The organism is Clostridium saccharoperbutylacetonicum N1-4(HMT) (genome assembly GCF_000340885.1).
GTDB lineage: Bacteria > Bacillota > Clostridia > Clostridiales > Clostridiaceae > Clostridium > Clostridium saccharoperbutylacetonicum.
In genome coordinates this window covers 6,240,001-6,254,679 of the sequence record NC_020291.1, presented here as the reverse complement: position 1 = coordinate 6,254,679, position 14,679 = coordinate 6,240,001, and the positions used below count along the sequence as shown (strand labels likewise).

The 14,679-nt window shown below is 36.0% G+C and carries 5 protein-coding genes and 3 rRNA genes (1 of these 8 only partly in view); all 8 read left to right on the top strand.

What is annotated here, in order from left to right; genetic code table 11:
- Positions 1–318 precede the first annotated feature (318 nt).
- Positions 319–1,831 (top strand): 16S ribosomal RNA (locus CSPA_RS27180).
- Between the two features lie 373 nt (positions 1,832–2,204).
- A 23S ribosomal RNA gene (locus CSPA_RS27175) occupies positions 2,205–5,114 on the top strand.
- 197 nt (positions 5,115–5,311) lie between these two features.
- A 5S ribosomal RNA gene (gene rrf / locus CSPA_RS27170) occupies positions 5,312–5,428 on the top strand.
- Together the 16S, 23S and 5S rRNA genes form the textbook arrangement of a ribosomal RNA operon.
- A 321-nt stretch (positions 5,429–5,749) precedes the next feature.
- Positions 5,750–8,305: a 1,4-alpha-glucan branching protein GlgB gene (glgB, locus tag CSPA_RS27165; protein WP_242838573.1), complete on the top strand. Its 2,556-nt coding sequence runs from the start codon at positions 5,750–5,752 to the stop codon at positions 8,303–8,305.
- Between the two features lie 83 nt (positions 8,306–8,388).
- Complete coding sequence (gene glgA, locus CSPA_RS27160) at positions 8,389–9,828, top strand: glycogen synthase GlgA (protein WP_015395620.1); 1,440 nt, start codon at positions 8,389–8,391, stop codon at positions 9,826–9,828.
- A 27-nt stretch (positions 9,829–9,855) separates the two neighbouring features.
- Positions 9,856–12,291, top strand: a complete 2,436-nt coding sequence (locus tag CSPA_RS27155; protein WP_015395619.1) for a glycogen/starch/alpha-glucan phosphorylase — start codon at positions 9,856–9,858, stop codon at positions 12,289–12,291.
- A 13-nt stretch (positions 12,292–12,304) separates the two neighbouring features.
- Positions 12,305–14,146, top strand: coding sequence for a glycoside hydrolase family 13 protein (locus CSPA_RS27150; protein ID WP_015395618.1), 1,842 nt, complete (start codon positions 12,305–12,307; stop codon positions 14,144–14,146).
- A gap of 239 nt (positions 14,147–14,385) precedes the next feature.
- Positions 14,386–14,679 carry the 5' end (the start) of a glucose-1-phosphate adenylyltransferase gene (locus CSPA_RS27145; RefSeq protein WP_015395617.1) on the top strand. 867 nt of this gene lie beyond the right edge of the window, so only the first 294 of its 1,161 coding nucleotides appear in the window; it begins with the start codon at positions 14,386–14,388; the stop codon falls past the right edge of the window.

Here is a 14,679-nt window from a genome sequence, read left to right as displayed (position 1 = left end):
ATGTCATAAATGATATAATACTAGATAAATATAATAAACATATATGTTAAGATAAAACACGTCGCTGAGAGCGGTAAACAACTTAAGCAAATGAATAAATAGCTCATAAATAAAGAGCTAAAAAAGATTTTGGAAAAGTTGTTGACAAGCTTGAGACTAAGTGATAAGATAAACAAGTCGCTTACGAGTGACAAAAACAAACAAAAGATTACAGCGAAAGTTGTAAGAAAGAAAATGGTCTTTGAAAATTGAACAGAATAAGATAAATACATTTAAGTAAACCAGCAATTTTTATTTGAGTAAGCTAAGATTAAACTTTTTATTGAGAGTTTGATCCTGGCTCAGGACGAACGCTGGCGGCGTGCTTAACACATGCAAGTCGAGCGATGAAATTCTTTCGGGAATGGATTAGCGGCGGACGGGTGAGTAACACGTGGGTAACCTGCCTCATAGAGGGGAATAGCCTTTCGAAAGGAAGATTAATACCGCATAAGATTGTAGTACCGCATGGTACAGCAATTAAAGGAGTAATCCGCTATGAGATGGACCCGCGTCGCATTAGCTAGTTGGTGAGGTAACGGCTCACCAAGGCGACGATGCGTAGCCGACCTGAGAGGGTGATCGGCCACATTGGGACTGAGACACGGCCCAGACTCCTACGGGAGGCAGCAGTGGGGAATATTGCACAATGGGGGAAACCCTGATGCAGCAACGCCGCGTGAGTGATGACGGTCTTCGGATTGTAAAGCTCTGTCTTCAGGGACGATAATGACGGTACCTGAGGAGGAAGCCACGGCTAACTACGTGCCAGCAGCCGCGGTAATACGTAGGTGGCAAGCGTTGTCCGGATTTACTGGGCGTAAAGGGAGCGTAGGTGGATATTTAAGTGGGATGTGAAATACTCGGGCTTAACCTGGGTGCTGCATTCCAAACTGGATATCTAGAGTGCAGGAGAGGAAAGTAGAATTCCTAGTGTAGCGGTGAAATGCGTAGAGATTAGGAAGAATACCAGTGGCGAAGGCGACTTTCTGGACTGTAACTGACACTGAGGCTCGAAAGCGTGGGGAGCAAACAGGATTAGATACCCTGGTAGTCCACGCCGTAAACGATGAATACTAGGTGTGGGGGTTGTCATGACCTCCGTGCCGCCGCTAACGCATTAAGTATTCCGCCTGGGGAGTACGGTCGCAAGATTAAAACTCAAAGGAATTGACGGGGGCCCGCACAAGCAGCGGAGCATGTGGTTTAATTCGAAGCAACGCGAAGAACCTTACCTAGACTTGACATCTCCTGAATTACTCTGTAATGGAGGAAGCCCTTCGGGGCAGGAAGACAGGTGGTGCATGGTTGTCGTCAGCTCGTGTCGTGAGATGTTGGGTTAAGTCCCGCAACGAGCGCAACCCTTATTGTTAGTTGCTACCATTTAGTTGAGCACTCTAGCGAGACTGCCCGGGTTAACCGGGAGGAAGGTGGGGATGACGTCAAATCATCATGCCCCTTATGTCTAGGGCTACACACGTGCTACAATGGCTGGTACAGAGAGATGCTAAACCGCGAGGTGGAGCCAAACTTTAAAACCAGTCTCAGTTCGGATTGTAGGCTGAAACTCGCCTACATGAAGCTGGAGTTGCTAGTAATCGCGAATCAGAATGTCGCGGTGAATACGTTCCCGGGCCTTGTACACACCGCCCGTCACACCATGAGAGTTGGCAATACCCAAAGTTCGTGAGCTAACGCGTAAGCGAGGCAGCGACCTAAGGTAGGGTCAGCGATTGGGGTGAAGTCGTAACAAGGTAGCCGTAGGAGAACCTGCGGCTGGATCACCTCCTTTCTATGGAGAAATCTAGACCAACATGATGTTTGGCTAGTACAGATACATTTATGTATCAAAATTAAAATACTTACTCGACAGGTTGCTTAAAGTATTTGTTCTGTTCAATTTTGAAAGACTAAGTCTTTCAAAAAAAATTTTGCTAAAAAACAGCAAAATTGTTGCGTAGCTTAGTAGCAACAAGTGCGAGGAAGCAAAAATTTTATGAAATGAAGCGTACTTCACGTATGTGAATGAATAAAATTTGCAGCTGACGAAGCAATTGGGGGTAATAAGCAAGCAAATTGTTCTTTGAAAATTGCACATAGATTTGATGTATAAAAAATACAACAAAGCCAAGAATATATATTCTTTGTGAAATGACTAATAAATAGGTCAAGCTACAAAGGGCGTATGGTGAATGCCTTGGCATCAGGAGCCGATGAAGGACGCGATAAGCTGCGATAAGCTTCGGGTAGACGCACATAGTCAGAGATCCGAAGATTTCCGAATGAGGAAACTCACATGGGAAACCCCATGTATCATAAAGTGAATACATAGCTTTATGAAGGTAAACCCAGGGAACTGAAACATCTAAGTACCTGGAGGAAGAGAAAGAAAAATCGATTTTCTTAGTAGCGGCGAGCGAAAAGGAAAGAGCCCAAACCAGAGATTTATCTCTGGGGTTGCGGACAGAACATAACGTGAAATTATTGTTAACCGAACACAACTGGAAAGTTGGACCATAGGGGGTAATAGTCCTGTAGGTGAAAATAATAATGAACAGTTCTGCACCAGAGTACCACGAGACACGTGAAACCTTGTGGGAAGCAGGGAGGACCACCTCCCAAGGCTAAATACTACCTGATGACCGATAGTGAAGCAGTACCGTGAGGGAAAGGTGAAAAGAACCCCGGGAGGGGAGTGAAATAGAACCTGAAACCATATGCCTACAACCGATCAGAGCACCTTACGTGTGTGATGATGTGCTTTTTGTAGAACGAGCCAACGAGTTACGGTATGTAGCGAGGTTAAGTACTTAAGGTACGGAGCCGAAGGGAAACCGAGTCTTAATAGGGCGATTAGTTGCATGCTGTAGACCCGAAACCGGGTGACCTATCCATGGCCAGGTTGAAGCGAGGGTAAAACCTCGTGGAGGACCGAACCACGTTGCTGTTGAAAAAGCATGGGATGAGCTGTGGATAGCGGAGAAATTCCAATCGAACTCGGATATAGCTGGTTCTCCTCGAAATAGCTTTAGGGCTAGCGTCGGAAAATGTGAGTAGTGGAGGTAGAGCACTGAATAGGCTAGGGGGCATAGCGCTTACCGAACCTTATCAAACTCCGAATGCCATATACTATCAGTCCGGCAGTCAGACTGTGAAAGATAAGTTCCATGGTCAAAAGGGAAACAGCCCAGATCGTCAGCTAAGGTCCCAAAGTGTAAGTTAAGTGGAAAAGGATGTGGGATTTCTAAGACAACTAGGATGTTGGCTTAGAAGCAGCCACTCATTAAAAGAGTGCGTAATAGCTCACTAGTCAAGAGATCCTGCGCCGAAAATGTCCGGGGCTCAAACTTACCACCGAAGCTACGGGTTCACGCTTATGCGTGAGCGGTAGAGGAGCGTCGTAATCGGGCTGAAGTCGTACCGAAAGGAGCGGTGGACTGATTACGAGTGAGAATGTTGGCATTAGTAGCGAGATGTAGGTGAGAATCCTACAGGCCGAATATCTAAGGTTTCCTGAGTAAAGTTTGTCTTCTCAGGGTTAGTCGGGACCTAAGGCGAGGCCGAAAGGCGTAGTCGATGGACAATTGGTTGATATTCCAATACCACTATCATCGTTAATATCGAGGGTGTGACGGAGAAGGATAGGATGTGCTAGCTATTGGATGCTAGTCTAAGCGTTTAGGGAGTTGGGATTGGCAAATCCGTTCCAACAATTCTGAGGCGTGATGGGGAAGGTTCTACGGAACCGAAGTATCTGATTCCATGCTTCCAAGAAAAGCATCTAGAGAGAGAAGTAGTGCCCGTACCGCAAACCGACACAGGTAGATGAGGAGAGAATCCTAAGGCCGACGGAAGAATTGCAGTTAAGGAACTAGGCAAATTGACCCCGTAACTTCGGGAGAAGGGGTGCCTGCGAAAGCAGGTCGCAGAGAATAGGCACAAGCAACTGTTTAACAAAAACACAGGTCTCTGCTAAAGCGAAAGCTGATGTATAGGGGCTGACGCCTGCCCGGTGCTGGAAGGTTAAGGGGAATACTTAGCAGTAATGCGAAGGTATGAACTTAAGCCCCAGTAAACGGCGGCCGTAACTATAACGGTCCTAAGGTAGCGAAATTCCTTGTCAGGTAAGTTCTGACCCGCACGAATGGCGTAATGACTTGTGCACTGTCTCAACTGCAAATCCGGCGAAGTTGTAGTGCGAGTGAAGATGCTCGCTACCCGCGATTGGACGGAAAGACCCCGTAGAGCTTTACTGTAGCTTAGCATTGAATTTCGGTATTGTCTGTACAGGATAGGTGGGAGACTGGGAAACTAGGGCGTCAGCTTTAGTGGAGTCGTTGTTGGGATACCACCCTGATAGTATTGAAGTTCTAACTGGATGCCATGAAACTGGTGACAGGACATTGTTAGGTGGGCAGTTTGACTGGGGCGGTCGCCTCCTAAAATGTAACGGAGGCGCCCAAAGGTTCCCTCAGAACGGTCGGAAATCGTTCGAAGAGTGCAAAGGCAGAAGGGAGCCTGACTGCGACACCTACAAGTGGAGCAGGGACGAAAGTCGGGCTTAGTGATCCGGTGGTACCTCGTGGGAGGGCCATCGCTCAACGGATAAAAGCTACCTCGGGGATAACAGGCTGATCTCCCCCAAGAGTTCACATCGACGGGGAGGTTTGGCACCTCGATGTCGGCTCGTCGCATCCTGGGGCTGAAGTAGGTCCCAAGGGTTGGGCTGTTCGCCCATTAAAGCGGCACGCGAGCTGGGTTCAGAACGTCGTGAGACAGTTCGGTCCCTATCCGTCGCGGGCGTAGGAAATTTGAGAGGAGCTGTCCTTAGTACGAGAGGACCGGGATGGACTGACCTATGGTGTACCAGTTGTTTCGCCAGAAGCATAGCTGGGTAGCTAAGTCGGGAAGGGATAAACGCTGAAAGCATCTAAGTGTGAAGCCCCCCTCAAGATGAGATTTCCCATAGCATAAGCTAGTAAGACCCCTTGAAGACTACAAGGTTGATAGGTCAGAGGTGTAAGTGTGGTAACATATTTAGCTGACTGATACTAATAGGTCGAGGGCTTGACCAATAAGTTAAGTTGTAAAAATACATTAAAAAACTATGTGCAATTTTGAAAGAACAAATCTTTCAAGTAAAGTAATTACAAAATTACTGAAAAATTGTATAAGCGATGAATTAGAGTTCTTTTTTAAAGGAAACTCGACTCACATTCGTTCGCTGAGTACAGTTCATTAGACCAAATCATAGATTTGGAATGAACTAGCATCTCGTGATGATGGCATAGAGGTAACACTCCTTCCCATTCCGAACAGGAAAGTTAAGGTCTATAGCGCCGATGGTACTGCATGGGAGACTGTGTGGCAGAGTAGGACGTTGCGAGGTAAGATAAAACGATAGTTATTATAACTATCGTTTTTTTGTGTTTGAAGTATTTAATTTAGAACTCAACTACAAATATATTAACATTAGTATAACATAACTTTAATTGTAAACGGTTTGTAGAAAAGGAGTGTTAATATGAAGGGATTTTTATGATAAGAAAGGTGAAATTAGATGTACATATTAGATTAGTAAAAATCTACATTCTGAATATTCTTAAAATAAATTAAATTAAAAATTTTATAAAAAATTCTAAAAAATAAGTGAAATTACGCACAAAATTTGGTAAAATGGATATATATTAAATCAAAATTAAATTAAAAAATGAGAGGGAATAAATATGGATGGGGGTATTGGCAAATGAGAAAAGATTCTAAAAATAGTAAGAGTGAAAATGAAGTTATTGTTTCAAGTATTATAGATAAATCAGAAGAGAAAGTTATAAAAGGTCTTACTAAAAAAGACATTGCAGATGGTCAAAATGCTATAAAAACTAAGCAAAGTTCTCAAAAGAAAGTTTTATCAACTGAAGAAACTAAAATAGAACCGGGTATTAAAGAAAAGGAAATTAGCGTATTAGAAGATGACAAGGATTTAAAAGAGAAAACTAAGGTTACTGCTAAAAAAACAACTGCCAAAAGAAGTACTGCTGTTAAATCTTCTTCAAGATCGCAAAAAACTCAGGATAGTGCCTCGAAAACTCAAGGTGACAGAACAAATAAATTATCTGCAACAGATGAAAATACAGAAGAGAAGATAGTTGCAAGCAAAACTAAAAAAACAGCAACCAGTACTAAATCGACAACTACAAGAAAAGCAGTTGCTAAAAAAACAATTGCGGCAAAAGCAGAGGGAAAACAAATATCTAAAGAAGTAAAATCACAAATGAAGAAGCAACCAGCAAGAAATACAAATAAAAAGGTTGATGATAAATTGGATAAGTCAGAATTAACAAGCTTTAACACATATTTATTCCATCAAGGAAACAATTATGAGGCATATAATATTTTTGGAGCCCACGCTAAAACTGAAAATGGGAAAAAAGGTGTACAATTTGCAACTTGGGCACCTAATGCAAAAGGTGTTTATGTTGTTGGTGATTTTAATGAATTTGAAGTAAGTGAAGAATTTAAACTTGAAAAGATTACGGAAAATGGTATATGGAAGGGATTTTTTACAGAGCCTAAAGTTGGTGATAGATATAAATATTGTGTTATAGAAGAAAGTGGTGAAAGAGGAGAATATAAAGCTGATCCATATGCAATACAAACAGAGTTAAGGCCTAATAATGCATCAATCATATATACACCAAAGGAGTTTAAGTGGACAGATGAAAAATGGATTGTTAAAAGAAATAAAATAAATGTATTAGAGCAACCAATAAATATATATGAAATACATTTAGGATCATGGAAAACAAATAGTGAGGGTGGATTTTTAACATATGAGCAGATTACTAAAGAGTTACCTAAATATTTGAAAGAAATGAGTTATACACATGTTGAAATTATGCCTCTTGTAGAACATCCACTAGATGCGTCATGGGGATATCAAGGTACAGGATATTATTCACCAACAAGCAGATATGGAAACCTTGAAGGGCTAAAGAAGTTAATAAATAAATTACATGAAGAAAATATAGGAGTAATAATGGATTGGGTTCCAGGGCATTTTTGTAAAGATTCACATGGATTATATAAGTTTGATGGAACACCAACATATGAATATCAAGATGAATGGAGAGCTGAAAATAAAGGTTGGGGAACTTGTAATTTTGATTTAGGAAGAACGGAAGTAAAAAGTTATTTGATATCAAATGCATTATATTGGTTTAGAGAATTTCATATTGATGGTTTAAGAGTTGATGCTGTATCTAGCATCTTATATCTAGATTACAGTAGATCACATGGAGAATGGGTACCAAATAAATATGGCGGAAATGGAAATTTAGAAGCAATAGATTTTCTAAAACAACTAAATAAAGCAGTTTTCACAGAATATCCAACAGCTCTTATGATAGCTGAAGAGTCAACAGCTTGGCCTAATGTCACAAAACCTACAATCTATGATGGATTAGGGTTTAATTTTAAATGGAACATGGGTTGGATGAATGATACTTTAGAATATGTTCAAATAGATCCTGAGTATAGAAAACATAATCATAAAAATATAACTTTTGCAATGATGTACAATTATGCAGAGAATTATTTATTGCCACTATCACATGATGAGGTTGTTCATGGTAAAAAATCTTTAATAGATAAGATGTGGGGAGATGAGTGGAATAGGTTTGCTGGACTTAGAGCTTTTATTGGGTATATGATGGGTCATCCAGGTAAAAAGTTGTTATTTATGGGCTCTGAATTTGCACAAGAAGTCGAATGGAGAGAATATTCACAATTAGATTGGAATCTGTTAGATGATTTAGAAATTCATAAGAAAACACAATTGTTCTTTAAAGATTTGAATAAATTATATTTAAATAATAAGGCTTTTTGGGAATTAGATCATGATTATAAAGGATTTAACTGGATAGAAGCAGATAATAATGAACAAAGTATTTTAATTTTTGCAAGAAGAAGTAGAAGTGATGAGGACACCCTTTTGTTTGTAATTAACTTCACATCCACAGTTTATTATGATTACAGGATAGGAGTTCCATTCTTAGGTAGTTATGAAGAAATATTTAATACAGATGATACGAAATACGGTGGTTCAGGACAAATTATGGATGAAACATTAATTGCTGAAAAAGTACAATTCCACAAGCAACCATATTCATTACAAATAAAAGTACCACCAATGGCAGCCTTAGTGTTAAAGGTTAAGGAAATTAAGATGGAAATTGGAACAGATGAAGAAGTAATAGAGGAAATATAAATTAAAGCAAAAGATTTAAAAAGAGATTTTAATAAAACATATAAAGAATAACTTGTTGTTTAATAGGCTGAGGGGGAAAAGTAATGAGAGTTTTATTTGTAGCATCAGAAGCTGGTCCGTTTGTAAAAACTGGAGGGCTCGGAGACGTGGCAGGAGCATTACCTAAGGCACTTGCACAAAAAAATGCAGACGTAAGAGTAGTTATACCTAAATATAAAGAACTTAATTGGCAAGTTCGAGATAAATTGAGATTTGTTAAATGGTTTAATGTAAGAGTTGGTTGGAGAGAACAATTTTGTGGAGTATGGGAAGCATATATTAACGGTGTGACTTACTATGTATTAGATAATGAAAGATATTTTAATAGGGATGAAGCATATGGACATTATGATGATGCAGAAAGATTTGCATTCTTTGATAGAGCAGTTCTTGATATGCTAAGACAGATTGATTGGCAGCCAGATTTAATTCATTGTAATGATTGGCAGACAGGAATGATTCCAGTATTACTGAAGTTTCAATATAAAAGAAATGATATGTTTTATTGGAATATGAAGACCATATATTCTATTCATAATATAGCCTTTCAAGGTGTTTTTGATCCCAATATATTGCCAGAATTATTTGGATTTGATATGGAGCTATATACTAATACATGTTTGAAATTTGATGCAGGTGTAAGTTTCATGAAAGGTGGATTATATTATTCTGATATAATAACAACTGTTAGCAATACTTATGCATATGAGATACAAACACCTGAATATGGGCAAAGGTTAGATGGTGTTTTAAGGGATAGAGCATATGCGTTAAGAGGAATAACAAATGGAATAGATTATGATGAATTTAATCCTAAAACGGATAAAAATATTTATAAAAATTATGATGTCAATTCTTTAAAAAATAAAATTATGAATAAGACTGAATTACAAAAAGAGCTTGGTTTAACTGTTGATGAAAAAATTCCTATGATAGCTATGGTTACTAGATTAACACCGCAAAAGGGAATTGATTTATTAGTGAATATTTCGGATAGGTTACTGCAACAAAATATACAATTAGTTGTTTTGGGAACAGGAGATAAGCCTTATGAAGATCATTTTAAATGGTTAAATTATAGATATGGGAACAAGGTATCTGCAAATATTAAATTTGACAATAGTTTGGCAAATAAAATATATGCAGCAAGTGATATGTTTTTAATGCCTTCACTTTTTGAACCATGTGGACTAGGTCAGTTAATAGCACTTAGGTATGGATCAATTCCTATAGTTAGAGAAACTGGAGGACTTAAAGATACAGTTACTGCATATAACGAATATACTGGAGAAGGTAATGGATTTGGTTTTCAGAATTATAATGCAGATGAATTGTATAATATAATTCAATATGCTTTAAATATATATGAAAATAAGAAAAAGTGGAACAGTTTGGTTAAAAATGCAATGAAGTCAGATAATAGTTGGGATAGATCAGCACAAGTTTATTTAAATCTATATCGTGAATTAACTGGAATAGATTAGCTTTGATTTTATGAGAGGGGGGATTAAATGCTAAGTATGGATAAAAAGTCATTTAAAAAAGCTTATGTTAATAAGTTTTTAGAAATGCATGGGATTGAGTTAAAGGAAGGAACGAATCAACAAAAATATGATGCATTAGGTAGTTTAGTTAGAGATTATGTTACAAGAGAATGGCTAAAAACTAATAAGAAATATAATAAAACAGGTGAAAAGCAAGTGTATTACTTTTCTATGGAGTTCCTGTTAGGTAGATTGTTAGGAGATGCATTATTAAATATAGGAATTAGAGATGTATGCAAAGAAGCCTTGGCAGATTTAAGTATAAACTTAGAAGAATTAGAGAACTTTGAGCAAGATCAAGGATTAGGAAATGGTGGGCTTGGGAGGCTTGCAGCGTGTTTCTTAGATTCAATGGCCTCATTAAATATACCAGGAAATGGGTGCGGAATAAGATATAAATATGGATTTTTTGAACAAAAGATAATTGATGGGAAACAAGTTGAGGTGTCTGATGATTGGCTAAAGGAAGGTAATGTATGGGAAAAGAGAAAGGCCGAAAAATCAGAAATCGTTAAGTTTGGTGGAGAAATAAAAGTTTCAGAGATAAATGGACGTTTGAACTTCACACATGTGAATTTTGAACCAGTACTAGCTGTTCCATATGATACACCAATTGTAGGTTATGAAAATGAAATTGTAAATACATTGAGATTGTGGAGTGCTGAAGCTGTTTCTAAGGAATTTGATTTTTCATCATTTAGCAGAGGGGATTTTCTTCAAGCGTTAAAGTATAAGAATTCAGTAGAATCAATTTCTCAAGTTTTATATCCTGAAGACTCATTTTATGAAGGTAAAATACTCAGGTTGAAGCAACAATATTTCTTTGTTTCAGCTGGGGTGCAAAGCATTATACGACATTTTAAGAAGCATGGTAAGGATATAGAATTATTTGATGAAAAAGTTGCAATTCATATTAATGATACTCATCCTACCCTTGCAATACCAGAACTAATGAGGATATTGTTGGATGAGGAAGGATTAGAATGGGATGTTGCATGGAGGATAACTACCAATACAGTATCATATACTAATCATACAATTTTAGCAGAAGCTTTAGAAAAATGGCCAGTAGATATGTTTAAGGAATTACTTCCAAGAATATATATGATAATTGAAGAGATAAATGAAAGATTCTGTAAAGAATTATGGGCAAGGTATCCTGGAAATTGGGATAAAATTGCACGTATGGCCATAATAGCAGATGACAAAATAAAAATGGCTCACTTGGCAATAGCAGGAAGCCACAGTGTAAATGGTGTGGCAAAGCTTCATACGGATATATTGAAAAAGAAAGAAATGACTGATTTCTACTATTTATATCCAAATAAATTTAGTAATAAAACAAATGGAATTACTCATAGAAGATGGTTGTTAAAAAGTAATCCTGAACTTACAAAGTTAATAAAAGATACAATAGGAGATAGCTTTATAAGGCATCCAATTGACTTGAAAAACTTTGAGAGGCATTTGTATGACAATGTTATTCTTGAACAATTAGGAAAAATTAAAAAATATAATAAGGAAAGATTAGCTAATGTAATATTAAAAAATGAAAATTTAGTTATAGATCCTAATTCAATATTCGATGTTCAGGTTAAAAGGATTCATGCGTATAAAAGACAAATTCTGAATTGCTTAAGAATAATGGATTTGTATAATCAATTGATTGATAATCCAAATTTTGATATTGTACCAAGAACGTTCATATTTGGAGGAAAAGCAGCTCCAGGATATTATTTAGCAAAAAATACAATTGAATTAATAAATTGTGTAGCAAATAAAATAAATAATGATTCTAGGGTAAATCAAAAAATAAAAGTAGTTTTTATCCAAAATTACAGAGTTTCATTAGCAGAACAAATAATTCCTGGCACCGATGTTAGTGAACAAATTTCAACTACAACAAAAGAAGCATCAGGAACATCAAACATGAAATTTATGATGAATGGAGCTATTACTGTAGCAACTTTAGATGGTGCTAATATTGAAATAAGAGATGAAGTTACAGAGGAAAATATAATAATATTTGGATTAACTGAAGATGAGGTACTTAATTACTATCAAAATGGAGGCTATAGATCTAGCGATATTTATAATAATGATGTAAGAGTGAAAAGAGTGATTGATGATTTAGTAAATGGGAAATATCATAACGATAAAGATAAATTTAAAAGCATTTATGAAAATCTAATAACTTATAATGATGAATTTTTTGTATTAAAAGATTTTGATTCATATTTAAAAGCGCAAGATAAGGTTGATGCTCTTTATAGGGATAATAGTAAGTGGCAAAGAATGTGTGGAATTAACATTGCCCATTCAGGAATATTCTCATCTGACAGAACAATTGAAGAATATGCAACAGGAATTTGGGGATCTGAAGTAATTTATAAAAATCTATAGGAGGATTAATTTAATGGACGGGATACAGGTTATACATGACTCACAAAGCATAAAATTTAGGAGACCTTTCGGAGCTGTAGAGGTTGGTCAAAAGGTAAAAATAGCTATTAATGTTGATAAAGAAATAGTAGTTGCAATAGAATTGATACAGTTTGATGGCACTAGATTAAATATGGGCATGCAAAAGGAATATTTAAATAATGGTGAATTTAGATATTCTGTTGAAATTGATACATCTGATGCTTTGGGTCTATTAGAATATTATTTTATTCTAATAGATGGATATGATAGGTTATATTACGGAAATAATGATGAGCATTTAGGTGGAGTGGGTCAAATATATAATCATAATCCTGTACCATATCAAATAACTGTATATGAAAAGTCTCATATACCTGATTGGTATAAAGAAGGAGTAATATATCAGATTCTTTTAGATAGGTTTTATAATGGAAATGATGATAAGACTATAAATTCTCCAAAAGAAAATTCGTTTATATATGGAAGATGGGATGATAGTCCTATGTATATCAAGGATAATTTTGGGAGAATTGTAAGATGGGATTTTTATGGTGGTAATTTAAAAGGGGTTATAAAAAAATTGGATTATATAAAAACTCTTGGAGCAAACATAATTCAATTGAGTCCTGTTTTTAAATCTCCAAGTTGTCATAAATATGATACAGCCAATTATGAAATTGTTGATGAAATGTTTGGTACAAATGATGATTTTAAAGAATTATGTGAAGTTGCGAATAGTAAGGGGATTAAAATTATATTAGATATAGTTTTAGGCTATACAAGTTCTGATAGTAAGTATTTCAATAGATTAGGAAATTATGATGAGGTAGGAGCATATAACTCTCCAAATTCGAGATATTATGGCTGGTATAAGTTTACTAGATACCCATATCAATATGAATCATGGTGGGGGATAAATGAAAGACCTAGTATAGACTCAATGCAGGAAGGTTACATTGATTATATTGCAAGAAATAATGATTCAATTATAAAAAAATGGATAAATTTAGGTGCTAGTGGATGGAAATTAAATGTAATAGATGAACTTTCAGATAAATTTATTGAATTCATTAGAAATGAAATGGATGAATTTGGCAGGGATGCTGTACTTATAGGAGATATTTGGGAAGATGCATCGAATAAAGTTAGCTACTCCAAAAAGAGAAGTTATTTAAATGGTAAAGAAGTTCAAGCTGCAACCAATTATCCGATAAGAGAAAGTTTGATTAATTTTATTAAAGGGTATATAAAATCTGATAAGTTTAAAAAGAAGTTTATGTCGCTATATGAGAATTATCCAATTGAAAGCTTTTTCGGGAATGTAAATATTGTTAGTACAAATGATACTGAAAGAATATTAACGGTTTTAGATAATAGTATAGCATTATTAAGATTACTTGTGGTAATTCAATTTACATTACCTGGAGTGCCTTTAATATATTATGGTGATGAAACAGGGATAAAGGGTGGAAAAGAACCGGATAATAGAAAGAGCTATCCGTGGGGAAAAGAAGATAAGAATCTTATTGATTTTTATTCTAAGCTAATAGGAATAAGAAATAATGAAGAATCTCTAAAAAAGGGAGATATTACTTTTTTTAAAACAGATGAAGATGTGTTGGCATTTGAAAGAAATTATGAAAATGAGAAGATATTAGTTCTAGTTAATGTATCAAAAGAAATTAAATTGATTAAAAGTGTTGATTTTAATGGCGTTTATATTAATTTATTTGACGGTAGTGAGAAATATAAATTTTCGGGTGAAGATAGTATAGTTACAGTTTTTCAAAATAATTTTAAGATATTAAAGAAATGTAATTATAGGGATAAATAAAAAATGGGAAACATTTCAAATTTATATTGGAATTTTATGGAAAAGAATATATAATAGACTAGGTATAAAAATTATATTGTTAATTCTAGTGAATTAACGTTTTGAGATCAAACTATGATAATGTAATATGCTATAAATTACTCACATAGAAAAAATAAATTACGCATATTATTAAATATATACACATAAAATATATAATTTATCTGATGATAACTAAACATATGAGAGGAGACAATATTATGGGTAAAAATGAAATTGTAGCAATGATATTAGCGGGTGGACAAGGATCAAGGTTAGGTGTATTGACAAAGAAATTGGCAAAACCAGCAGTACCATTTGGAGGAAAATATAGAATCATAGATTTTCCGTTAAGCAATTGTTCTAATTCGGGAATATATACAGTGGGGGTATTGACTCAGTATAAACCGTTAGAACTAAATGCACATATTGGTATAGGTGAGGCATGGGATTTGGATAGGACTCATGGAGGAGTAAGCATATTGCCACCATACCAAGAGGAAAAAGGGGGAGAA